The sequence below is a fragment of the Streptomyces sp. NBC_01268 genome (assembly GCF_036240795.1).
In the GTDB taxonomy this organism is placed as follows: Bacteria; Actinomycetota; Actinomycetes; order Streptomycetales; family Streptomycetaceae; genus Streptomyces.
This window is the reverse complement of sequence record NZ_CP108454.1, coordinates 1,789,166-1,811,798: the sequence shown is the minus strand read 5'-3', so window position 1 is coordinate 1,811,798 and position 22,633 is coordinate 1,789,166. Positions and strand designations below refer to the sequence as shown.

Below are 22,633 nucleotides of genomic sequence, written 5' to 3'. Positions count from 1 at the left end.
ATCGACCGCGCGTGCGCGGATGACCGGAAAGAGTGAATGCCTCAAGGGGCTCGTAGCCCCCTGGGTTCCCCCTCGTTACAGGTGGTGCGGTCCGCGGCTGGGACCGCATTGCCAACAAGGAGGAATAATGATCAAGAAGGTCGTCGCTGCTGCGGCTGCCACCGGCGGTCTCGTTCTCGCGGGTGCGGGCATGGCCGTTGCCGACGCGGGTGCCCAGGGTGCCGCCATCGGTTCCCCCGGCGTGCTCTCGGGCAACGTCGTCCAGGTGCCGATCCACATCCCCGTGAACGTGTGCGGCAACACGGTCTCCGTGATCGGTCTGCTGAACCCCGCCTTCGGCAACACCTGCATCAACGCCTGACGTTGAGCATCACCCCCTGAGGGTTTGAGCCAACGCCGGCCCCGGAGTGCACGCCATGCACTCCGGGGCCGGTGGGCATTTCGCACGGAGCCGAGCATGCAGGGAAGCGGGAACACAGCAATGCGACAGGTCACACGCATCACCCGGAAGAGCATCGTCACCGTCGCCGCGGCGGGCGGCATGATCGCCCTCGGCGGCGGTTACGCCCACGCCGACGCGAACGCGAGCGGTACGGCCTCCCACTCGCCGGGCGTCGCGTCCGGCAACAACGTCCAGGTCCCGGTCCACGCGCCGGTGAACCTCTGCGGCAACACGGTCAACGCCGTCGGTCTCATGAACCCGGCGTCCGGCAACAAGTGCGCCAACGCGAGCAGCCCCGGCGGTTACGGGGACTCCGGCGGCTCCGGCGGGTCCTCCGCCCAGGGCAGCGCCTCGCACTCGCCGGGCGTCGGCTCCGGCAACGTCGTCCAGGTGCCGGTGGACGCCCCCATCAACGTCTGCGGCAACAGCGTCAACGCCATCGGCCTCGGCAACGCGGCCTCGAACAACGGCTGCGGCAACGGCATCGAGCCGACGACACCGGGGCACCCCGGTGAGCCGGGGAATCCGGGTAACCCCGGGAATCCGGGCAACCCCGGGAATCCGGGCAACCCCGGCAACCCCGGCAACCCCGGCAACCCGGGGACGCCTGGGAATCCGGGCAACCCCGGGAACCCGGGCAACCCCGGGAACCCGGGTACTCCGGGGAACCCCGGTACGCCCGGCAATCCGGGAACCCCGGGCACTCCCGGTACGCCCGGCACCCCCGGCAACCCCGGCACCGAGGGTGGAGGGCACCCCGGTACCCCCGGGCACCCGCACGGGCCGAACAACCCCGGTACGCACACGGGGGTCCAGAGCCCGCCCAGCGAGGAGCTCGCGCACACCGGTGCCGGAGCGGTCGGGATGGCCGTCCCGGCCGGCGCGGCCCTGCTGCTGGCCGGTTCCGTGATCTACCGCCGGTCGCGCCGCACCGCCTGAGGCGTACGGAAACGGCAGGGGCCCCGCACAGCGGGGCCCCTTCTGCGTCTCACCAGGTGGCGCGGATCTGACGGATGATGCGCCGGCGCAGCCGCACTCTGCGGCTGCCGTCCCGATGCAGGCTCAGTCGGTCCAACTCCCAGTGCCCGTACTCGGCATGGTCGGTCAGAAGCCGCGTCGCCTCCTTACGGGAGACGCCGCGCGGCACGTACACGTCGACAAATTCGTATTCCGGCATCGCATCTATTGTGCGGCCAAGGGCCCGGTACGGATAGCGTCTGTCCTATGTCTGATGCTGCGCAGTCCACCGCTGCCGAGGTACGCGCCGCCGCCGAGGCGGTCAAAACCGCACTGGACCGTCACCTCGCGGCGGTCGAGAGCCGCACCGGGGACGACGACCCTGCCGTCTACGAGGCCTTCAACGCGCTCGCGGCGGCGGCGGAGGCGTACGACGAGGTCCTCTACGACCGGTACGACGAGGTCACCCCCTTCGAGATCCCCGGCGCCGACGACTCCCTGCCGCCCTACGCGGGGCCCGAGGAACCGCACGCCGTCAGCGTGCTCATCCGCCGCGACTACGCGGTGGTCGAACCGAAGCGCCTCGTCGCCCAGGCCAGGCGCATCGTGGACGTCGACCGCGAGGGGAACGGCGCCGCCAGCACCTATGCCGCCCTCGGAACCCTCTTCGGCGAGTACGAACCTGACGAAATCGCGTCCCGTCACAAGGAATTCGGTCTGGAGGAGGGCGACTCCACCCTCTGGGTCGAGGCGACCGACGAGCTGCCCGAACCGGGGGAGTGGCTGAACACGCCCTTCGACCACGCCGACCCGGAGCGGATCGTCTGCCGCTTCGACATCAGCGCCGTCTTCGACGACGAGGCCGAGGAGGAGCTGGAGGAACAGGCCCACGGGGCCTGAGAGCCCACCTGAGCCCCTCGGAGCGACAGTCCGGCCGGCAATCCGTCCCGCGGTTTCGCGGGACGGGTGCCGGCCGGACCGCGTCTCCGCCCGTTCCGTCGTGCGCGCCGCCCCTACGCCTCTTCCTCGTGGAGCAGCGCCTCGATCAGCGGGCGGAGCCGGGTCGTCCGCTCCGGGGTGAGGCCCTCGGCCACCGCGCGGGGCAGCGCCTGGTCCACGCCGTGGACGACGGAGAGGTGCCGCTCGGCGCGGCCGAAGGCGGTGTACACCCAGGCCCGGCTGAGGCCCGCCGCCGCGTCGCCGGGCAGCACCACGACCGCGGCCGGCCAGCGTGCCCCGGCCGCCTGGTGCGCGGTCAGCGCCCACCCGTGCCGCAGCGCGCCCTCGACCCGCTCCTTCGGTACGACGACCCGCTCGCCCGCGCAGTCCAGGTGCAGGCCCTCGGCGTCGGCCGAGACGACCGTGCCCGGCACGGTGCGGCCCGGCGCGGGGGAGTGGGCGACCCGGTCGCCCGGGTCGTAGCCCCCGAAGCGGCCGGGGCCCGGGTTGAGCCGCTGCTTGAGGGCCGCGTTCAGCGCGCGGGTGCCCGCGGCGCCGCCATGGCCGACCGTGATCACCTGGGTGCTGTCGGCCGGCAGGCCGAGGGCGCGCGGGATGGAGTCGGCGACCAGCTGCACCGTGCGGTGCACCGCCTCGCCCGCGTCCCGGACGGGGACGATCACGACCTCCTTGCCGGGCGCCTCGACCTGGTTGAGCTCACCGATGCCGATGCCCGAGACCAGCTCGCCGATCGGGCCCGGGTCGGGCGTGCGGGAGGCGATCGCCGGGGCGACGCGGGCGGCCAGCAGGTCGGCGAAGACCCGGCCGGGTCCCGCGGCGCCGAGGACCAGCGGGTCGCCGCCCAGGACGAGCCGGCAGCCGTCCGGCAGCGCCTCCACGAGCAGTGCGGCGGTCTCGACGTCCAGCTGCGGCGCGTCCAGGACGACCAGCAGGTCCAGGGCGAGCAGCCCCTCCTCGTCGCGGCCCGGACCCGCCGCACCGGAGAGGAGCGCGGCGACCGGCACGGCGCCGTCCCGGTCCGTGTGGGCCGCGAGGGCGACCCGCAGGCCCCGCTCGCGGGCCGCCTCCGCGAGGGCGGCGGGTTCGGCGCGGGCGGCTTCGCCGCCGGTGTGCAGCACGAGGCCGTGCGTGCCGGCCGCGCGGACCAGCTCGGGGCCCTCCCAGTCGGCCGCCTCGACCGTGCGGATCAGGCGGGCCAGCCCGTCGGCGAGGCTCTCCTCCGCGAGCGCGTACCGCTCCAGGCCGAGCAGCACGGGCAGCTGCGGCCGCTCCTCGGCGACGGGTGCCTCGGCCTGCCCGGCGTCCTCGTCCTCTTCCGTGTCCCCGGTGTCCCCGGTGTCCTCGGGGTCCTCCTCCTGGAAGACCAGCACCGCGGCCTCGGAGACCGCGTGCTCGACCGCCTTCTCCGGCTCCGGCACCGACAGCCGGGCGAGCCCGTCCCGCACGCTGCCGATCTCCAGGGCCGTGTGGCCCTTCAGGGCGGCCTGCTCCAGGAGCCAGGCGGTCAGCGCCACGGCCCGTCGCTCGTCGCCGGGGCCGCACGCGGAGCCGAGCAGGGCACGCGCGAAGCCGTCGGCCTGTTCGGGGCGCACCCCCGGCACCGCGAGCAGCTGCCAGGGGTCGTCGTCGAGCGCCCGGGCGGCGCCCTCGCCGAGCACGGCGGCGACCTGCCCGGCGAGCGCCTCGGGCGCCCCGCCCCGCGCGAGCACCTGCCGCACCGAGGACGTCGTCTCCTCGGTCACCACCGGGGCCGCGGGTGCCAGCGGGCGCACCGTCGCCTCCGGCGCGGCCGCCGGCATGGGCCGCGAGGGCGCGGGGACCTCGGGGCGGGGCGGAGCGACGGGCTGCGCGCCGCTCTCCACGGCCCGCACCGCCGCGAGCAGGTCGGCGGCCGTCCCGCTGAGCTTGCCGCCGGCCTCGACGGGCGCGGCCCGCTCGGCCTTGCGCTGCTCGATCCGCGCCCGCAGCTCCCGCTGCGCGGCGAGCTCGGCCTGCGCGTCGGAGAGCTCGGCCGCGGTGCCCTCGCCGGAAGCGGGGGTCTCCGCCGTGGTGCCGTCCCCGGGAGCCGGGGCCGCCGCCGTGGTGCCGCCGTCTCCCTCGGAGGCGTCCTCCGCGTCCTCCGCGTCCTCCGCGTCCTCCGCGTCCTCCGCGTCCTCCGCGTCCTCCGCGTCCTCCGCGTCCTCCGCGCTCTCCGCGCTCTCCGCGTCCTCCGCGCTCTCCGCGTCCTCCGCGCTCTCCGCGTCCTCCGCGCTCTCCGCGCTCTCCGCGTCCTCCGCGCTCTCCGCCCCGGCCGTCGCCTCCTCGCCCGCGTCCGGGCCGGCCGTCCCCTCGTCGTGCGCGGGGCCGGGGGTGTCCGGGGCGCCCGGTGACGCGGAGGTCGCTCCCTGCGTGTCGGCGGGGGGCGCGGCTGCCTCGGGCGGGGTCTCCCCGGAAGGCTCGGTCACAAGGTGCTCCAGTCGTGATCCGGATAGTGGTGCACGGGCGCCGACACATCGTCGAGGGCCCGGAAGATCTCGTCAGGAAGACTAAGGCTCTCCACTGACAACGCGGCCGTGAGCTGCTGCGCGTTGCGCGCGCCGATGATCGGGGCGGTCACGCCGGGGCGGTCGCGGACCCAGGCCAGGGCCACCTGGAGCGGGGTGGCCGCGAGGCCGTCGGCCGCCGTCGCGACCGCGTCCACGATGCGGCTCGCCGGCTCGTCCAGATACGGCTCCACGAAGGGGGCCAGCGCCTCCGAGCCGCCGCGGGAGTCCGCCGGGGTGCCGTGCCGGTACTTGCCGGTGAGCACCCCGCGCCCCAGCGGCGAGGAGGGCAGCAGCCCGATCCCGAGGTCGAGGGCGGCGGGCAGCACCTCCCGCTCGACGCCCCGCTGGAGCAGTGAGTACTCCATCTGCGTGCCGGCGAGCCGGGTCCGGTCCCCGCTCAGTTGCCAGGTGCCGGCCTTGGCGAGCTGCCAGCCGCAGAAGTCGGACACGCCGACGTAGCGGGCCCGGCCGCTGCGGACGGCGATGTCGAGGGCGTGCAGCGACTCCTCCAGCGGGGTGTGGGGGTCGAAGGCGTGCAGCTGCCACAGGTCCACGTAGTCCGTGCCGAGCCGGGCGAGGGAGGCGTCGAGGGCGGCGAGCAGGTGCCCGCGCGAGCCGTCCGTGCGCCGGTCCGGGTCGGGGACGCTGCCGGCCTTGGTCGACACGATCAGGTCCCGCCGCGGCACCAGGCCCTCCATGAGCTGTCCGAGCAGGTACTCCGCCTCGCCGCCCCCGTACACGTCCGCCGTGTCGACGAGGGTGCCGCCCGCGTCCCAGAACGCCTTCAACTGCTCGGCGGCGTCGTGCTCGTCGGTGTCGCGGCCCCAGGTGAGGGTGCCGAGCCCGAGCCGGGACACGCGCAGGCCGGTACGTCCGAGATGCCTCTGCTCCATGGCCGCGAGAGTACTGGCCAGGGCACCACGGGGAGAGAGCCTGTGGACAACCTGTCCACAGGCGGGCCCGCGTCGCTCCGCCACCGGTGCCCGATCGCCTCCTGACGAATGCCGGGGGTGCGCGCTAGAGTCCCGACCACAGGGACGTTACCGATGGGTAAGGGGTACGTGGCATGCGGCTCGGCATCAACCTCGGCTACTGGGGCGCGGGCATGGACGGCGACAACCTCGCCGTGGCCCAGGAGGCGGACCGCCTCGGCTACGACGTCTGCTGGGCGGCGGAGGCGTACGGCTCCGACGCGCCCACCGTGCTGTCCTGGGTCGCCGCCAAGACGGAGCGGATCGACGTCGGTTCGGCGATCATGCAGATCCCGGCCCGCCAGCCCGCGATGACCGCGATGACCGCGGCCACCCTCGACTCCCTCTCCGGCGGCCGTTTCCGGCTCGGCCTCGGCGTCTCGGGACCGCAGGTCTCGGAGGGCTGGTACGGCGTCAAGTTCGACAAGCCGCTGGCCCGCACCCGCGAGTACGTGGAGATCGTCCGCAGGGCCATGTCCCGCGAGCGCCTCACCTACGAGGGCGAGCACTGGACCCTGCCGCTGCCCGACGGCCCGGGCAAGCCGATCAAGCTCACGGTGCACCCGACCCGTCCGCACATCCCGCTCTACATCGCGGCCATCGGCCCGAAGAACCTGGAGCAGACCGGCGAGATCGCGGACGGCGCCCTGCTGATCTTCCCGGCCGCCGAGCACCTGGAGGAGACGGCCCTGCGCCACCTGCGCGCGGGACGCGAGAAGGCCGGGCTCACCATGGAGGGCTTCGACGTCCACCCGACGCTGCCGCTCGCCCTCGGCGACGACATCGACGCGCTGGCCGACATCTTCCGCCCGTACACCGCGCTGTACGTCGGCGGCATGGGCAGCCGGAAGCAGAACTTCTACAACCAGCTCGCCCAGCGCATGGGCTACGAGAAGGCCGCCGCCGAGATCCAGGACAAGTACCTCGCCGGCGACAAGGCCGGCGCCGCGGCGGCCGTACCCCGCCAGCTGATCGACCAGACCACCCTGCTCGGATCCGTCGACCGGATCGCCGACCGGATGAAGGCCTACGCCGCCGCCGGGGTCACCACCCTGACCCTCGCTCCGGCCGGCTTCACCCTCGACGAGCGGCTGGCGGCGCTGCGGGCGGGTGTGGAGGCGCTGGAGCGGGCCGGACTCGCGTAGGTCCGGAAGGAAGTCTGCGGCCGTGGTGGGGGCTCGGGGGGTCTTCCCCGCCACGGCCGTCACGCAGCACAACGCGCGGGCGCGCCCGGGGTTACGCGCCCGGCGGCACCTCTCGTGTACGTCGTTCGGCCCAGCGTCCGCGGCCCTCCTGTTGCCCGACCGCGCACGGCCCACTTGACTCGTACTCCACGGGAGGTGGCAGCCATGCTGACGGCCAAGAGCCTGTTCCAGGAAATCATCGACGACGACGAGTCCTTCCAGCTCTTCTGCTCCATCGCCGCCAGCGGCGAGGCCCAGGGAGGCTGGGAGAACGCGCGGATCGCGGCTCTCGTCGCCCCCGGGATGCGGGAGCTGGCCCCCAAGATCACCCGGCACGGCGCCGACGAGGACAAGCACGGCCGCATCTTCCACGCGTTGATGAGGAAGCGCGGCCTCGACCCCGTCCCCGTACCGCCCGACACCGACTACACGATGCTGCTCGAACGCCGTGGCATCGGCCTCGCCCACGACAAGCTGCGCCGCGACGAACCCCTCACGGAGCGGGACATCGTGGTCTACCTCGCGCACAGCCGGGTCACCGAGGAACGCGCGGCCGCCCAGATGCAGCTGCTCGTCCGCTACTTCGGGGACCACCCCGACCTCGGCAAGGCGATCAGGATGATCTGCAACGACGAGGACAACCACCTCGCCTACTGCCACGAGGAGCTGCTCCGCCTCAACTACGAGGGGCACGGGCGGCTCATCCAGAGCATCCTGCGCGAGTCCGCGCTCGCCGAGATCCAGGTCTACCGGGACGTCAGCCTCGCGGTGATGCGGCACATGGGGCGCATCCTGGGCTGGCCGAAGGCCAAGGCCGCCACGCTCGCCGCCGGCATCCACGGCGTCTACGCGTACGAGCGCGCCGCCGGGTGGCACAAGATGGTCGACCTCAGGATGCCGGAGCGCCGCGACGCCCTCGGCGGCCCCATGGTCCCGGTCCCCGCCCTCTGAACCACGGACGAGCCGCACCCCCAGGGCGCGGAGGATCCCGGGGGCTCTCCGCGGACCGCCGGGGCCCCGGCTCACATCCAGCCGCGCCGCTTGAACAGCCGGTACAGACCCACCACGATCCCCGCCATCAGGAGGAGCACCGCCGGGTAGGACCACACCCAGTGCAGCTCCGGCATGTGGTCGAAGTTCATGCCGTAGACGCCCGCGACCATCGTGGGCACCGCGGCCATCGCCGCCCACGCGGAGATCTTCCGCATGTCGTCGTTCTGCCGCACGCCCATCTGCGCCAGATGCGCGGACAGCACGTCCGAGAGCAGCCGGTCGAGGCCCTCCACGAGCTCGTTGGCGCGCAGCAGGTGGTCGTTGACGTCCCGGAAGAACGGCACCGCCTTGTCGTGGACGAAGGGCACCGCGCCCGTCGCGAGCCGGGCCATCGGGCCCGACAGCGGCACGGAGGCCCGGCGGAACTCCAGGACCTGCCGCTTGGCGGTGTAGATCCGCTCCGCCGTCCGCGCCGGGCTCGCGCCCGCGGGCGCGAAGACGTCGGCCTCCAGCTCCTCCAGGTCGACCTGGAGCTCCGCGGCGACGTCGAGGTAGTGGTCCACGACCGCGTCGCTGATCGCGTAGAGCACCGCGGTCGGCCCGTGCCGGAGCACCTCCGGCTCCGCCTCCAGGCGCTTGCGGACCGCCGCCAGCGGGGCGCCCTCGCCGTGCCGCACGGTCACCACGAAGGAGTCGCCGATGAAGACCATCAGCTCGTCCGTGCTGACCCGGTCGCTCTCCGGCTCGTACACCACGGGCTTGAGCACCGCGAACAGCGAGTCGTCGTAGACCTCCAGCTTGGGCCGCTGATGTGCCTTCAGGGCGTCCTCCACGGCCAGCGGGTGCAGCGCGAACTCCCGGGAGACATGGTCGAACTCCGCCTCCGTCGGCTCGTGCAGCCCCACCCACAGGAACGCGTCCCCGGCCGCCCGCGCCTCGTCCAGCGCGTCGGACAGGTCGGCGGGGCCGTCCGTCCTGCGCCCGTCCCGGTAGATGGCTGAATCCACGATCACGGGCCGTATTCTCCCCCGAGGTCGGGCTTCGCGCACCCGTCCTCCCTTCCGCGCCCGTACGCTGGCCGACATGGCCACGCTGATCCTCGTCCGGCACGGACGTTCCACCGCCAACACCTCCGGGGTGCTCGCCGGACGGATGCCCGGCATCGCGCTCGACGAACGCGGCGCCGAGCAGGCCGCCGCGCTCCCCGGGCGCCTCACGGGCGTGCCGCTCGCCGCGGTCGTCTCCAGCCCGCTGCAGCGCTGCCGGGAGACCGTGCAGCCGCTCCTCGACGCCCGCCCCGGACTCGCCCTGCACACCGAGGAGCGGATCAGCGAGTGCGACTACGGCGACTGGTCGGGCCGCAAGCTGGCCGAACTCTCCGACGAGCCGCTGATGGAGGTCGTCCAGGCGCACGCCTCGGCCGCCGCCTTCCCCGGCGGCGAGTCCATGCGCGGCATGCAGGCGCGCGCCGTGGACGCCGTCCGCGACTGGAACGCCCGGATCGAGGCCGAGCACGGCGAGGACGCCGTCTACGCGATGTGCTCGCACGGCGACATCATCAAGTCGATCGTGGCCGACGCCCTCGGACTCCACCTCGACCTCTTCCAGCGGATCCACGTCGACCCCTGCTCCCTGACGGTCATCCGCTACACCCGGCTGCGCCCCTTCCTCGTCCGCCTCGGCGACACCGGGGACCTCGCCGCCCTCACCCCGCGCGAGACGCCCGGCGACAGCGGGGCGGCGGAGGTCGGGGGCGGTGCGGGCGCACCGTGATCCTTCCGCGCAGTAGGGTGGACGCGCCGCCGTAGCACCACCGCGCGGCACCACAGCAGCCCACGACAGCACCACAGTCGAGACTCAAGGGAGTCAGGAACGTGTCCCGTCAGGTGTTCCTCTACGACCCACCGGAGCGTTTCGTGGCCGGTACGGTCGGGCTGCCTGGCCGCCGTACGTTCTTCCTCCAGGCGTCCGCGGCCGGCCGCGTCACCAGCGTCGCCCTGGAGAAGACCCAGGTGGCGGCCCTCGCCGAGCGCATCGACGAGCTCCTCGACGAGGTCGTCCGCCGCACCGGGGGCAACGCGCCCGTCCCCGCCGTCGCCCCGGCCGAGATCGCCGACACCGCGCCGCTGGACACCCCCGTCGAGGAGGAGTTCAGGGTCGGCACCATGGCGCTCGCCTGGGACGGCGAGGAGCAGCGGATGATCGTCGAGGCGCAGGCGCTCGTCGAACTCGACGCGGACTCCGAGGAGGACCTCGCCGCGGCCGAGGAGCGGCTGCTCCAGGACGAGGAGAACGGCCCGCCGATGCTGCGCGTCCGGCTCAGCGGAGCCCAGGCCAGGGCCTTCGCCAAGCGGGCCCTCGACGTCGTCAACGCCGGACGTCCGCCGTGCCCCCTGTGCAGCCTGCCGCTGGACCCCGAGGGCCATGTCTGCCCGCGCCAGAACGGATACCGGCGCGGCGCATGAGCGGTGACCGGACCCCCGATGTCGTGGACCTGCTCAGCCGGGGGGAGCTGACCGTCCGCGGCCAGGTCCGCGAGGCCTCCAACGCCGTGCTGTTCTGCTCCGTCGCGTACGAGGGCGAGCAGAGGGACTGCGTCTACAAGCCGGTCATGGGGGAGCGCCCGCTCTGGGACTTCCCCGACGGAAACCTGGCCCGTCGCGAGGTCGCCGCCTATGAGCTCTCCGAGGCCACCGGCTGGGGCCTGGTGCCGCCGACCGTGCTGCGCGAGGGACCGTACGGCGAGGGCATGGTCCAGCTCTGGGTCGAGGCCGACCCCTCGGCCGCCCTGCTCGCGCTCGTGGACGACGAGGAGGCGGGCGAGGGCTGGAAGGCCGTCGGACCCGCCCAGGTGGCCGAGGACCGCACCGCCCTGCTCGTCCACGCCGACACCCCGCAGCTGCGCCGCATGGCCGTCCTGGACGCCGTCATCAACAACGGCGACCGCAAGGGCGGGCATCTGCTGCCCGTGCCGGACGGACGGCTCTACGGGATCGACCACGGCGTCTCCTTCCACGTGGACGACAAGCTGCGCACCCTGCTGTGGGGCTGGGCGGGGGAGGAGCTGACCGAGGAGGCCGCCGCCGTCCTCGACCGGCTCGACGGGCGGATCGCACCAGGCACTCCACTGGCCGAACGGCTCGCGGGGCTGCTCACCGGGGCCGAGGTGGACGCCCTGCGGGAGCGGGTGGCCCTGCTGCGCAGGACGGGACGGCACCCCGTACCGTCCGGGCAGTGGCCGGCGATCCCCTGGCCACCGGTGTGAGGACCGTACGGTCGGCCGATGGTTTCCGGCCAAGGTGTCCGGCGGGGTGAGACCCCCGGGGGGTATGCATGAATGCCCCCGCCCCGCAAGACCGCCTAATCGGTCAAGATCCCGGATGCGGTTCGTATCCGGAACACCTGTCCGGTTACGCTCAGGACATGCATGCCTGGCCCGCTTCTGAGGTCCCCGCCCTGCCCGGCAAGGGCCGCGACCTCCGGATTCACGACACCGCGACCGGCGGACGAGTCACCCTCGCCCCCGGCCCCGTCGCCCGCATCTACGTGTGCGGCATCACGCCGTACGACGCGACCCACATGGGTCACGCGGCGACCTACAACGCGTTCGACCTCGTTCAGCGCGTGTGGCTCGACACCAAGCGGCAGGTTCACTACGTCCAGAACGTGACCGACGTGGACGACCCGCTCCTGGAGCGGGCCATCCGCGACGGCATCGACTGGGTGGGGCTCGCCGAGCGCGAGACCGCCCTGTTCCGCGAGGACATGACCGCGCTGCGCATGCTGCCCCCGCGGGACTACATCGGCGCCGTCGAGGCGATACCCGGCATCGTGCCGCTCGTCGAGCGGCTGCGGGACTCCGGTGCCGCCTACGAGCTCGAGGGCGACATCTACTTCTCGGTCGAGGCCGACCCGCACTTCGGTCAGGTGTCGAACTACGACACCGAGCTGATGCGCCACCTGTCCGCCGAGCGCGGCGGCGACCCGGACCGCCCGGGCAAGAAGAACCCGCTCGACCCGATGCTGTGGATGGCCGCCCGCGAGGGCGAGCCGAGCTGGGACGGCGGCAGCCTCGGCGCCGGTCGCCCGGGCTGGCACATCGAGTGCGTCGCCATCGCCCTGGACCACCTCGGCATGGGCTTCGACGTGCAGGGCGGCGGCTCCGACCTGATCTTCCCGCACCACGAGATGGGCGCCTCGCACGCCCAGTCCCTCACGGGCGAGTTCCCCATGGCCAAGGCGTACGTCCACGCCGGCATGGTCGGTCTGCACGGCGAGAAGATGTCCAAGTCCAAGGGCAACCTGGTCTTCGTCTCCGCGCTGCGCAGGGAGGGCGTCGACCCGGCCGCCATCCGGCTCGCCCTGCTCTCGCACCGCTACCGCGACGACTGGGAGTGGACCGACCAGGTCCTCAAGGACGCCGTCGAGCGCCTCGGCCGCTGGCGCGCCGCCGTCTCGCGCCCCGACGGCCCGTCCGCCGACGCCCTCGTCGAGGAGCTCCGCGAGGCGCTCTCCGACGACCTGGACACCCCGACCGCGCTCGCCGCGGTCGACCGCTGGGCCGCGTTCCAGGAGGCCGAGGGCGGCGCCGACGACTCCGCCCCCGGGCTCGTCTCCCGTGCCGTCGACGCGCTCCTCGGCGTCGCCCTGTAGCGGTCACCGCCACGCAACTCCCTTGCACACGGCCGCCCTCGGACTTCTTCGCGAAGTCCGGGGGCGGTTCCGTTTTGTCCTGTCGCGGTGCTCGAATCTGCGCTAAATAGACCTCATGCAATCATCAATGCGCATGAGAGCTGCAGTCGCCGGTGCACTTCTCGGTCTGCTCGCCGTCTTCGCCGGACCCGGCGGCAGCGCGGCGGCCGTGCCCACGGACAGCACCGGCCCCACCGACACCACCGTCGGGGATCTCACCGGATTCACCGCCGACGGACCCGTCTACCGGCTGACCGCCGGGCACGCGGAGGCCCGGGTCAGCTTCGTCTCCGACGAGACCTTCCGCATCGAGCTGGCACCCGACGGAAAGTTCACCGACCCCACCGGCCAGGACATCGTCCTGCCGCAGGGCCCGCCGCCCGCCACCCGCTGGTCCGACCTCGGCGACCGCTACGAGCTCAGCACCGCCCGGGTGACCCTGCGCGCCTACAAGGCGCCGCTGCGCTTCGCCGCCGTCCGCGCCGACGGCACCCCCCTGTGGTCCGAGACCCAGGGCCTCAGCTGGAACCAGGACCGCACCACCCAGACCCTGGCCCGCGGCGCCGACGAGCAGTTCTACGGCGCCGGCATGCAGAACGGGCGCGGCAACACCTCCCACCGCGGCAAGACCGTCGAGGTCGGCGTCGACTACAACTGGAACGACGGCGGCCACCCCAACTCCGTCCCGTTCTACCTCTCCTCCGCCGGCTACGGCGTCTACCGCAACACCTACGCCCCCAACACCTACGTCTTCGACGAGCCCGTCACCACCACCGCCCGCGAACAGCGCTTCGACGCCTACTACTTCGCGGGCAGCGGCCCCGGCGCCCTCAAGGACGTCATCGGCCAGTACACCCGGCTCACCGGAAGACCGTTCCTGCCGCCGGTCTACGGCCTGGAGATCGGCGACGCCGACTGCTACCTCCACAACGCCAACCGCGGCGAACGGCACACCCTCGACGCCCTGAAGGTCGCCGACGGCTACGTCCAGAACGACATGCCCAACGGCTGGATGCTCGTCAACGACGGCTACGGCTGCGGCTACGAGAACCTCGCCGAGACCGCCCAGGGCCTCCAGCAGCGCGGCACCCGACTCGGCCTGTGGACCGAGGACGGCATCGACAAGCTGGGCGAGCAGGTGAAGGCCGGCCAGCGGGTCGCCAAGCTGGACGTCGCCTGGGTCGGCGACGGCTACAAGTTCGCCCTCGACGGCTGCAAGGGCGCCTACGCCGGCATCGAGGCCAACAGCGACGCCCGCGGCTACACCTGGGCCCCCGAGAGCTGGGCCGGCGCCCAGCGCTGCGGCGTCCAGTGGTCCGGCGACCAGTCCGGCAGCTGGGAGTACATCCGCTGGCAGATCCCCACCTACGCCGGCGCCTCCATGTCCGGCCTCGCCTACACCACCGGCGACGTCGACGGCATCTTCGGCGGCAGCGCCAAGACGTACACCCGTGACCTGCAGTGGAAGATGTTCCTGCCGGTCACCATGACCATGGACGGCTGGGCCGCGCAGGACAAGCAGCCCTTCCGGTACGGCGAGCCGTACACCTCCGTCAACCGGGCCTACCTCAAGCTGCACGAGGCCCTGCTGCCCTACATCTACTCGCACGCCCACCAGGCCACCCGGACCGGCGTCGGCCTCGCCCGGCCGCTGGCCCTGGAGTACCCCGACGACCCGGTGGCCGCCTCGGACGCCGCGAAGTACGAGTTCCTCAGCGGCCGGGACTTCCTCGTCGCCCCCGTCTACAAGGACGCCGTCGAGCGCGACGGCATCTACCTGCCCAAGGGCACCTGGATCGACTACTGGAACGGGCGCGTCTACGAAGGCCCCCGCACCCTGGACGACTACAGCGCCCCGCTCGACACCCTGCCGCTCTTCGTCCGCGCCGGGGCCACCGTCCCGATGTGGCCGGGCGACATCCGCTCGTACACCCAGCGCACCCCGGGCTCCCCGCTGGCCTGGGACGTCTACCCGCAGGGCGACTCGTCCTTCACCCTGTACGAGGACGACGGCGTCACCCGAGCGCACCGCGACGGGCGGTACGCCACCCAGCGCGCCGACGTCCGGGCACCCCGCCGCGGCGCCGGTGACGTGAGCGTGCGCGTCGGCCCCAGCGAGGGCTCCTACACGGGCAAGGCCGCCTCCCGCCCGTACGCCTTCACCGTCCACACCGGCGACGCCCCCGGCGCCGTCACGCTGGGCGGACGCGCGCTGGAGGGGCTCGCCTCCAAGGCCGCCTTCGAGGCCGCAGACCAGGGCTGGTGGTACGACAAGGACGACCGCGGCGGCGTGGTGCGGATCAAGACCACCGCCCAGCGCACCGACCGCGGCTTCACCCTCGTCCTGAAGGGCACCAGCGCCGTCGGCGGAGCCGTCCCCGGCGCCGCCGCCGTCCTCGCCGCCCCGCCCGCGCAGGAGCTGGGCGCGGGCGTGCCCGGCACCGTCGCCGTCGACGTCACCGCCGGCGCCAAGGACGCCACCGGGGTCGCCGTCGGCCTCACCGTCCCGGCCGGCTGGCAGGTCGCCCCGACCGCGCCGATCGCCCGCGTCCCCGCCGGCACCACCCGGCGCGTCGAGCTGTCGGTGACCCCCGCCAAGGACGCCGTACCGGGCGAGGCCACGCTCACCGCGACCGTCCGGCACCGGGCCGCGGGTGTCGACCGCACCGCGCAACAGCGGTTCGCCGTCGGGGTGATGCCCCCGCCGCCGACCGCGCCCGCCTGGGCGAGCGACCTGGTCTGGCTCACGTCCACCAACGGCTGGGGCCCGCCGGAACGCGACCGCTCCAACGGCGAGTCCGGCGCCGCCGACGGCCACCCCCTCACCCTGGCCGGCACGACCTACGCGAAGGGCATCGGGGCGCACGCCGACTCCGACGTCGAGCTCTACCTCGGCGGGCGCTGCACCGCGCTCACCGCCGAGGTCGGCATCGACGACGAGATCAACGGCTACGGGGAGGTCGCCTTCTCCGTCGAGGCCGACGGCAAGGTGCTGTGGACCTCGCCCAAGGTGACGGGAGCCTCCGCGACCGTCCCCGTGGCCGTCGACCTGACCGGTGCGCGCCATGTGCACCTGAAGGTCACCGACACCAACGGATCCAAGAGCGGCGACCACGGCGACTGGGCGGGCGCGCGGTTCGACTGCGCCTGACCGGCACGCGGTAGGGAGGCGTCCGGAGACGCCTGAGGGAGGGGCGGCGATGCCACCCCTCCCTCAGTGTCGAACGGTCAGGCCTCGGGGGATCCGGGGTCGCCGGGGTCGCCGGATTCGTCGGCTGCGCCGGATGCACCGGGCTTGCCGGAGCCGTCTGTGCCTTCCGGCCCGTCCGTGCTCCCGGGCTCGCCCGTGCCCTCAGGTTCGCCTGAGCCGGCAGTGCCTTCCGGTCCCTCGGCGGCGCCCCCGGCGCTGTCGGCCGACGACGGCTCCGGCTCGGTGCCCGGCACCGCCTCCGGACCCGGCTGCTGCGGCTTGGGCGGCCGGGTCCGGTCGCTGGAGCCGTCGCGCAGGTACGAGGTGTCGCCGCCCTCCGTCGCGACCGGGCCAGGGCCGGAGCCCGGCTCCCGGCGCCGCAGATAGCGCTCGAACTCGCGGGCGATGGCCTCGCCGGAGGCCTCCGGCAGCTCGGCCGTGTCCCGCGCCTCCTCCAGGGTCTGGACGTACTCGGCGACCTCGCTGTCCTCGGCTGCCAGCTGGTCCACGCCCACCTGCCAGGCCCGCGCGTCCTCGGCCAGCTCGCCCAGCGGGATGCGCAGGCCGATCAGGTCCTCCAGACGGTTCAGGAGCGCGAGCGTCGCCTTCGGGTTCGGCGGCTGCGACACGTAGTGCGGCACCGCCGCCCACAGGCTGACCGCCGGCACCCCGGCGTGCGTGCACGCCTCCTGGAGGATGCCCACGATGCCCGTCGGGCCCTCGTACCGGGTCTCCTCCAGGTCCATCGTCCGCGCCAGATCGGGGTCGGAGGTCACCCCGCTGACCGGCACCGGACGGGTGTGCGGGGTGTCGCCGAGCAGCGCGCCCAGGATGACCACCATCTCCACGCCCAGCTCGTGGGCGAAGCCCAGGAGCTCGTTGCAGAACGAACGCCAGCGCATCGACGGCTCGATCCCGCGCACCAGGACCAGGTCCCGGGGCTTGTCGCCGCCGATCCGCACCACGGAGAGCCGGGTCGTGGGCCAGGTGATCTTCCGGACGCCGCCGTCCAGCCACACCGTGGGCCGGTTGACCTGGAAGTCGTAGTAGTCCTCGGCGTCGAGCGCCGCGAACACCTCGCCCTTCCACTCCCGGTCCAGATGGGCGACCGCCGCGGAGGCGGCGTCACCGGCGTCGTTCCACCCCTCGAACGCGGCCACCATGACCGGGTCGATCAGCTCGGGAACGCCCTCGAGCTCGATCACCCAGCGCCTCCTTCGTCGAAGTTCCTGTCGTACGGACCAACCTTACGGCTTTCCGGCGGCCCGCCCGCAGCCCTCGGATCCGCCCCGCAGCCGTCCCGGCCTTGATCGACTACCCAGGAACTCCCGTCGGCACGCGTGCCGGCTCACTCCTCCCAGAGCGTGCTCGGAGCCTCCTTCCGCAGCACCGGGGCGATCTCCTCCGCGAAGCGCTCCAGGGTCTCGATCTGCTCGCCCGTGGACTGCCCGAACGCGTCGACGGTGATCGACTGCAGGTCCTGGCGGTACACCTCGTGGTAGCCGAGGACCTTGTCGATGATCTGCTGCGGGGAGCCGATCAGCTGCGGCCCGCCCGCGATGGCGTCCTCGATGGTGCGGAAGGGCGTGTTGTAGCCCGTCTTCCCCTCCAGGTGCGGCCGGAAGTTCTGCCGCGTCCGCGCCTCGTACAGCTCCTTGTAGCGGGTGACCGCCTGCTCGTGGCTGTCGGCGATGAGCAGCCCGCCGGAGCCCGCCGCCACCCGCGCGTCCTTCGGGTCGTGGCCGTACGCCTCGAACCTCTCGCGGTAGTGGGCGATCAGCTTCGCGTAGGCCTCGCGCGGCTGGACGGCGTTGGCGGTGAACAGCGGGTCGCCGTGCTTCGCCGCGAGCTCGGGGGAGTCGAGGCTGGTCGCCGAGCCGTGCCAGATCCGCGGCGCGCCGGCGTACGGCCGGGGGACGGTGGTCACGTTCTTCAGCGGGGGGCGGAACTCGCCCTCCCAGTCCACGCCCTCCTCCGTCCACAGCCGGCGCAGCAGCTCGTACTTCTCCCGCTGCAGGTCCCACTGCCGCTGCTCGTCGAGGCCGAAGAGGTCGAAATGACCGGCCTCCGCGCCCTTGCCGACGACGAGTTCGATCCGGCCCCGGGAGAGCAGGTCGAGCGTGGCGTAGTCCTCGGCGACGCGCACCGGGTCGAGGATCGCGACGACGGTGACGCCGGTGAGGAGCCGGATCCGGGAGGTGCGGGCCGCGAGCGCGCCGAGCACCACGGAGGGGCTGGAGGACAGGAAGGGGCCGGCGTGCCGTTCGCCGATCGAGTACGCGTCGAAGCCGAGCCGCTCGGCGGCCTCGCCGACCGTCAGGACCTGCTCCAACCGGGAGGCGGCGGGGTCGAGTTCACCGGTGAGGGGGTGCGGGGCATGCCCGATGAGAGAGAGCACCTGAAACTTCATGGTTCAACTCTGCGCGCCCAGTGTTGCGGTGGTATGGCGGCGGCATGGCGGGCGCCGGGGCACGCGTAAGGGGCGGTCTCCCGGGAGACCGCCCCTTACGACATCCGTTCGGCGAGGGCTACTTGCCCAGCATGTCCTCGACCTTGCCGCGGATCTCGTCCGTGGCCAGGCCGCGGATGGTCAGCGTGGTGCGGCGGCGCAGCACGTCGTCGGCGGTCTCCGCCCACTCGTGGTCGCGGGCGTAGGCGACCTGGGCCCAGATCTCCGGCGCGTCCGGGTGGATGCGCTCGGCGAGCTCGGGGTTCTCGTTCGCCATGCGGGCGATGTCGAAGGAGAGCGAGCCGTAGTGCGTCGCCAGGTGCTTGGCGGTGTCGGCGGACATGCGCGGGCCGGGCGCCGGTCCGTCCACGAGCAGCCGGTGGGCGACGGCGTTCGGGTTGGCTATGCCGGGCAGCGGGAGCCGCTTCGGCAGCGTCGACACCGGCTCGTAGGAGTCGCCGAGCGGGTGGCCCGGGAGGGCCTCCAGCTTCTTCATGATGGTGCGGCCGATGTGGCGGAACGTGGTCCACTTGCCGCCGGCCACCGACAGCATGCCGCCGCGGCCCTCGGTGACGACCGTCTCGCGCTTGGCCTTGGAGGTGTCGCCGGGACCACCCGGCAGCACCCGCAGACCGGCGAAGGCGTAGGTGATCAGCGAGCGGTCGAGCTGCTGGTCGCGGATGGAGAAGGCGGCCTCGTCCAGGATCTGGGCGATGTCCTTGTCGTTGACCGCGACCTCGCCCGGGTCGCCCTCGTACTCCTCGTCGGTGGTGCCGAGCAGGAGCATGTCCTCCCAGGGCAGGGCGAAGGTGATCCGGTACTTGTCGATCGGCGTGGCGAGCGCGGCCTTCCACGGGGAGGTGCGCTTGAGGACGAGGTGCGCGCCCTTGGAGAGGCGGATGGAGGGGGCCGCGTTGGGGTCCTCCATCTTGCGCAGGTGGTCCACCCACGGGCCGGTGGCGTTGAGCACCAGGCGGGCGCTGACGCCGAACTCCTCGCCGTCGAGCCGGTCCCTGAGCTCGGCGCCGGTGACCCGGCCCCGGGTGAAGCGCAGTCCGGTGACCTCGGCGTGGTTGAGGACGACCGCGCCGGACTCGACCGCGGCGCGGACCGTCATCAGGGCCATGCGGGAGTCGTTCATCTGGTCGTCGCCGTAGACGGCGACGGCCTTGAGGTTGTCCGTGCGCAGCTCCGGCACGTCCTGGGCGGCCTTGGCGGGGCTCAGCAGGTGGCCGACGCCGTCACCGAAGGCGGACAGGGCGCTGTAGGCGAAGACGCCGGCGCCCAGCTTGGCCGCGCCGTGCGGGCCGCCCTTGTAGACGGGCAGGTAGAAGGTGAGCGGGTTGGCCAGGTGGGGGGCCACCTGACGGGAGACCGCCCGCCGCTCGAAGTGGTTCTCCGCGACCAGCTTCACCGCGCCGGTCTGCAGGTAGCGCAGACCGCCGTGGAGCAGCTTGGAGGAGGCGGAGGAGGTGGCGCCGGCGAAGTCGCCGGCGTCCACCAGGGCCACCCGCAGCCCGGACTGCGCGGCGTGCCAGGCGGTGGAGATGCCCAGGATGCCGCCGCCGATCACCAGGAGGTCGTACGTCGCCTTGGACAGCTGCTCTCTGGTCTCGGCGCGGGTCGGAAGGGAACCGGCGGCCGGGTGCATCCCCAGGGAGGGGAGGCTCTGCAGGGTGGTCATCGCGAATTACTCCTCGTCAGTTCTCTTCTGCTTCGAGCCAGCCCATGGAGCGCTCGACGGCCTTGAGCCAGTTCTTGTACTCGCTGTCGCGCTTGTCGGCGTCCATACGAGGGGTCCACTCGGCGGCCCGGCGCCAGTTGGCGCGCAGCGCGTCGGTGTCGGGCCAGAAGCCGACGGCCAGGCCGGCGGCGTAGGCGGCGCCGAGGCAGGTGGTCTCGGCGACCATCGGGCGCACGACGGGGGCGTCCAGGAAGTCCGAGAGGGTCTGCATCAGCAGGTTGTTGGAGGTCATGCCGCCGTCGACCTTGAGCGCGGCCAGCTCGACGCCGGAGTCCTTGGTCATGGCGTCGGTGATCTCGCGCGTCTGCCAGGCGGTGGCCTCCAGGACGGCACGGGCGATGTGCGCCTTGGTGACGTACCGGGTGAGGCCGGCGATCACACCGCGGGCGTCGGAGCGCCAGTACGGGGCGAAGAGACCGGAGAAGGCGGGCACGAAGTAGGCGCCGCCGTTGTCCTCGACGGAGGAGGCCAGCGTCTCGATCTCGGCGGCGGACTTGATGAGGCCCATCTGGTCGCGCATCCACTGCACCAGGGAGCCGGTGACGGCGATCGAGCCCTCCAGGGCGTAGACCGGCTTCGCGTCGCCGATCTGGTAGCCGACCGTGGTCAGCAGGCCGCTGTAGGAGTTGATGATCTTGTCGCCGGTGTTCATGAGCATGAACGTGCCGGTGCCGTACGTGGACTTGGCCTCGCCCTCGGCGAAGCAGGTCTGGCCGAACAGGGCGGCCTGCTGGTCGCCGAGCGCGGAGGCGACCGGGACGCCCGCGAGGATGCCGTCCTTGACCTGGCCGTAGACCTCGGCGGAGGACTTGATCTCCGGGAGGACGTTGAGCGGGACGTCCATGGACTCGGCGATCTTCTCGTCCCAGGCCAGGGTGTGCAGGTTCATCAGCATGGTGCGCGAGGCGTTGGTGACGTCGGTGACGTGCACGCCGCCCTGGGCGCCGCCGGTGAGGTTCCAGATGACCCACGAGTCCATGGTGCCGAAGAGGATGTCGCCCGCCTCGGCGCGCTCGCGCAGGCCCTCGACGTTGTCGAGCAGCCAGCGGACCTTCGGGCCGGCGAAGTAGCTCGCCAGCGGCAGGCCGGTCTCGCGGCGGAAGCGGTCCTGGCCGACGTTGCGGCCGAGCTCCTTGCACAGGGCGTCGGTCCGGGTGTCCTGCCACACCAGTGCGTTGTGGACCGGCTCGCCGGTCTTCTTGTCCCACAGGACGGTGGTCTCGCGCTGGTTGGTGATGCCGACGGCCTTGACGTCCGCGGCGGTGATCCCGGCCTTGGCGATGGCGCCGGCGACGACCTCCTGGACGTTGGCCCAGATCTCGGTGGCGTCGTGCTCGACCCAGCCCGGCTTCGGGAAGATCTGCTCGTGCTCCTTCTGGTCGACGGAGACGATCCGGCCGTCCTTGTCGAAGACGATGCAGCGCGAGGAGGTGGTGCCCTGGTCGATCGCGGCGATGAACGGGCCGTGCCCGTGGGAGGAGGTGCCGGGGGTGTGGGCGTCGGTCACGGTGTACTCCAAGGGAAGTCTGGAAGAAGGACGGCTCAGGCGAACGCGATGTTGTAGATACCCGCTGCGATGGCTCCACCGATCAGTGGACCGGCCACGGGGATCCAGGCGTAGCTCCAGTCGGAGCCGCCCTTGTTCGGGAGCGGGAGCAGGGCGTGCACGATGCGCGGGCCGAGGTCACGGGCCGGGTTGATCGCGTAGCCGGTCGGGCCGCCGAGCGAGAGGCCGATGGAGACGACGACGAAGGCGGTGATCAGGGCGCCGATGACGCCGAGGCCCTTGCCGCTGTCGTTGAGGCCCTGGGTGAGCACGGCGAGGACCAGCACGACGGTGCCGATGATCTCGGTGGCCAGGTTCTGCCAGGTGTTACGGATCTCGGGGCCGGTGGAGAAGATGCCGAGCACCGGGCCGGCGTCCGGGGCGGCCTTCTGGTCGACCATCCCCTCCTCGTGCGGCGTGGAGATGAGCTCCGGGTCGGTGAGGTGGGCCCGGAACTGGCCGTAGTAGGCCACCCAGACGAGCGCCGCGCCGATCATCGCGCCCAGCAGCTGGCCGGCGATGTAGACCGGCACGTTGCTCCAGTCCCCGTCCTTGATCGCGATACCGACCGTCACCGCGGGGTTCAGATGGGCCCCGGAGAGGGAAGCGGTCATGTACACGGCCGTCATGACGGCGAAGCCCCACCCGAAGGTGATCGCGAGCCAGCCCGCGCCGCGGGCCTTGGAGCTCTTGAGCGTGACGGCGGCGCAGACGCCGCCGCCGAGCAGAATGAGAACGGCGGTACCGATGGTCTCGCCGATGAAGATGTCGGAGCTGGACACCCGCGACTCCTTTGTCCTTCGTCCAGGGGAAGGCGAACCCCGGGTCCCTCCGGTGGTCCGCGCCCTCGTGGTGAGGGCGTTTGCCGGCCCTTGGCACTGTCACACCTTAGCGCGTATTGCCGGTAGCTGTTCGACAATGCCGACCGATGAACGGAAGTTTTGCGCCACGGTTAACAGCGCGTCAAGGGTTGCGGGCGC

General features: G+C 72.7%; 19 protein-coding genes. 10 read left to right on the top strand and 9 right to left on the bottom strand.

From position 1 onward, the window contains the following. The first annotated feature begins 127 nt into the window (after positions 1-127). Both chpH and OG309_RS07785 read left to right on the top strand, forming a co-directional pair. Positions 128-361, top strand: a complete 234-nt coding sequence (gene chpH, locus OG309_RS07790) for a chaplin ChpH (RefSeq protein WP_132914664.1) — start codon at positions 128-130, stop codon at positions 359-361. Between the two features lie 120 nt (positions 362-481). Continuing rightward, positions 482-1,381 (top strand): chaplin, encoded by a 900-nt coding sequence (locus OG309_RS07785; protein WP_329419240.1) that lies wholly within the window; start codon positions 482-484, stop codon positions 1,379-1,381. A 49-nt stretch (positions 1,382-1,430) separates the two neighbouring features. Here OG309_RS07785 and OG309_RS07780 read toward each other — a convergent pair whose 3' ends face one another. Further along, the gene (locus tag OG309_RS07780) at positions 1,431-1,619 is read right to left on the bottom strand and encodes a DUF5703 family protein (protein WP_125749393.1); all 189 of its coding nucleotides are present in this window, start codon (positions 1,617-1,619) and stop codon (positions 1,431-1,433) included. A 47-nt stretch (positions 1,620-1,666) separates the two neighbouring features. Between OG309_RS07780 and OG309_RS07775 the strand changes: the two genes are divergently transcribed. Then, on the top strand, positions 1,667-2,299 hold the full coding sequence (locus OG309_RS07775; RefSeq protein WP_329419237.1) for a hypothetical protein: 633 nt from the start codon (positions 1,667-1,669) through the stop codon (positions 2,297-2,299). Between the two features lie 113 nt (positions 2,300-2,412). On the opposite strand, the gene OG309_RS07770 is transcribed toward OG309_RS07775, so the two are convergent. Continuing rightward, positions 2,413-4,803, bottom strand: coding sequence for a helix-hairpin-helix domain-containing protein (locus tag OG309_RS07770; protein WP_329419235.1), 2,391 nt, complete (start codon positions 4,801-4,803; stop codon positions 2,413-2,415). After that, positions 4,800-5,777 carry an aldo/keto reductase gene (locus tag OG309_RS07765; RefSeq protein ID WP_329419234.1) on the bottom strand — a complete coding sequence of 326 codons (978 nt, stop codon included), beginning with the start codon at positions 5,775-5,777 and terminating at the stop codon, positions 4,800-4,802. Before OG309_RS07765 ends, OG309_RS07770 begins: the two co-directional genes overlap by 4 nt. 173 nt (positions 5,778-5,950) lie before the next feature. On the opposite strand from OG309_RS07765, the gene OG309_RS07760 reads away from it, so the two are divergent. Further along, a complete protein-coding gene (locus tag OG309_RS07760) occupies positions 5,951-7,000 on the top strand; it encodes an LLM class F420-dependent oxidoreductase (RefSeq protein WP_132914659.1) in 1,050 nt (349 codons plus the stop codon). A gap of 204 nt (positions 7,001-7,204) precedes the next feature. Beyond that, a complete protein-coding gene (locus OG309_RS07755) occupies positions 7,205-7,990 on the top strand; it encodes a ferritin-like domain-containing protein (protein WP_329419231.1) in 786 nt (261 codons plus the stop codon). Between the two features lie 71 nt (positions 7,991-8,061). On the opposite strand, the gene corA is transcribed toward OG309_RS07755, so the two are convergent. Next, a complete protein-coding gene (gene corA, locus OG309_RS07750) occupies positions 8,062-9,054 on the bottom strand; it encodes a magnesium/cobalt transporter CorA (RefSeq protein ID WP_329428206.1) in 993 nt (330 codons plus the stop codon). A gap of 61 nt (positions 9,055-9,115) precedes the next feature. Here corA and OG309_RS07745 point away from each other — a divergent pair, with 61 nt between their 5' ends. From OG309_RS07745 to OG309_RS07725, 5 genes are all read left to right on the top strand, one after another. After that, positions 9,116-9,805 (top strand): histidine phosphatase family protein, encoded by a 690-nt coding sequence (locus tag OG309_RS07745; protein ID WP_329419229.1) that lies wholly within the window; start codon positions 9,116-9,118, stop codon positions 9,803-9,805. A 101-nt stretch (positions 9,806-9,906) separates the two neighbouring features. Beyond that, positions 9,907-10,497, top strand: a complete 591-nt coding sequence (locus tag OG309_RS07740) for a DUF3090 domain-containing protein (protein ID WP_123955225.1) — start codon at positions 9,907-9,909, stop codon at positions 10,495-10,497. Then, on the top strand, positions 10,461-11,297 hold the full coding sequence (locus OG309_RS07735; RefSeq protein ID WP_443067628.1) for an SCO1664 family protein: 837 nt from the start codon (positions 10,461-10,463) through the stop codon (positions 11,295-11,297). Before OG309_RS07740 ends, OG309_RS07735 begins: the two co-directional genes overlap by 37 nt. 158 nt (positions 11,298-11,455) lie before the next feature. Next, on the top strand, positions 11,456-12,685 hold the full coding sequence (gene mshC / locus OG309_RS07730; protein WP_329419224.1) for a cysteine--1-D-myo-inosityl 2-amino-2-deoxy-alpha-D-glucopyranoside ligase: 1,230 nt from the start codon (positions 11,456-11,458) through the stop codon (positions 12,683-12,685). A gap of 115 nt (positions 12,686-12,800) precedes the next feature. Next, complete coding sequence (locus OG309_RS07725; RefSeq protein ID WP_329419222.1) at positions 12,801-15,875, top strand: NPCBM/NEW2 domain-containing protein; 3,075 nt, start codon at positions 12,801-12,803, stop codon at positions 15,873-15,875. Positions 15,876-15,952: 77 nt separating this feature from the next. Here OG309_RS07725 and OG309_RS07720 read toward each other — a convergent pair whose 3' ends face one another. From OG309_RS07720 to OG309_RS07700, 5 genes are all read right to left on the bottom strand, one after another. Beyond that, positions 15,953-17,119: a PAC2 family protein gene (locus OG309_RS07720; RefSeq protein WP_329419221.1), complete on the bottom strand. Its 1,167-nt coding sequence runs from the start codon at positions 17,117-17,119 to the stop codon at positions 15,953-15,955. A gap of 143 nt (positions 17,120-17,262) precedes the next feature. Then, a complete protein-coding gene (locus tag OG309_RS07715) occupies positions 17,263-18,324 on the bottom strand; it encodes an LLM class flavin-dependent oxidoreductase (protein ID WP_329419219.1) in 1,062 nt (353 codons plus the stop codon). 118 nt (positions 18,325-18,442) lie between these two features. Beyond that, positions 18,443-20,047, bottom strand: coding sequence for a glycerol-3-phosphate dehydrogenase/oxidase (locus OG309_RS07710; protein WP_329419218.1), 1,605 nt, complete (start codon positions 20,045-20,047; stop codon positions 18,443-18,445). A gap of 16 nt (positions 20,048-20,063) precedes the next feature. After that, positions 20,064-21,614, bottom strand: a complete 1,551-nt coding sequence (glpK, locus tag OG309_RS07705) for a glycerol kinase GlpK (RefSeq protein WP_329419217.1) — start codon at positions 21,612-21,614, stop codon at positions 20,064-20,066. Between the two features lie 35 nt (positions 21,615-21,649). Further along, positions 21,650-22,435 carry an MIP/aquaporin family protein gene (locus OG309_RS07700; RefSeq protein WP_329419215.1) on the bottom strand — a complete coding sequence of 262 codons (786 nt, stop codon included), beginning with the start codon at positions 22,433-22,435 and terminating at the stop codon, positions 21,650-21,652. Positions 22,436-22,633: the final 198 nt, after the last annotated feature.

Excerpts from the sequence above, each read along its gene's own strand:
- chpH (WP_132914664.1), top strand. The coding sequence starts at position 128 with ATGATCAAGAAGGTCGTCGCTGCTGCGGCTGCCACCGGCGGTCTCGTT.
- OG309_RS07785 (WP_329419240.1), top strand. The coding sequence starts at position 482 with ATGCGACAGGTCACACGCATCACCCGGAAGAGCATCGTCACCGTCGCC.
- OG309_RS07780 (WP_125749393.1), bottom strand. The coding sequence starts at position 1,619 with ATGCCGGAATACGAATTTGTCGACGTGTACGTGCCGCGCGGCGTCTCC.
- OG309_RS07775 (WP_329419237.1), top strand. The coding sequence starts at position 1,667 with ATGTCTGATGCTGCGCAGTCCACCGCTGCCGAGGTACGCGCCGCCGCC.
- OG309_RS07765 (WP_329419234.1), bottom strand. The coding sequence starts at position 5,777 with ATGGAGCAGAGGCATCTCGGACGTACCGGCCTGCGCGTGTCCCGGCTC.
- OG309_RS07760 (WP_132914659.1), top strand. The coding sequence starts at position 5,951 with ATGCGGCTCGGCATCAACCTCGGCTACTGGGGCGCGGGCATGGACGGC.
- OG309_RS07755 (WP_329419231.1), top strand. The coding sequence starts at position 7,205 with ATGCTGACGGCCAAGAGCCTGTTCCAGGAAATCATCGACGACGACGAG.
- OG309_RS07745 (WP_329419229.1), top strand. The coding sequence starts at position 9,116 with ATGGCCACGCTGATCCTCGTCCGGCACGGACGTTCCACCGCCAACACC.
- mshC (WP_329419224.1), top strand. The coding sequence starts at position 11,456 with ATGCATGCCTGGCCCGCTTCTGAGGTCCCCGCCCTGCCCGGCAAGGGC.
- OG309_RS07725 (WP_329419222.1), top strand. The coding sequence starts at position 12,801 with ATGCAATCATCAATGCGCATGAGAGCTGCAGTCGCCGGTGCACTTCTC.
- OG309_RS07715 (WP_329419219.1), bottom strand. The coding sequence starts at position 18,324 with ATGAAGTTTCAGGTGCTCTCTCTCATCGGGCATGCCCCGCACCCCCTC.
- OG309_RS07710 (WP_329419218.1), bottom strand. The coding sequence starts at position 20,047 with ATGACCACCCTGCAGAGCCTCCCCTCCCTGGGGATGCACCCGGCCGCC.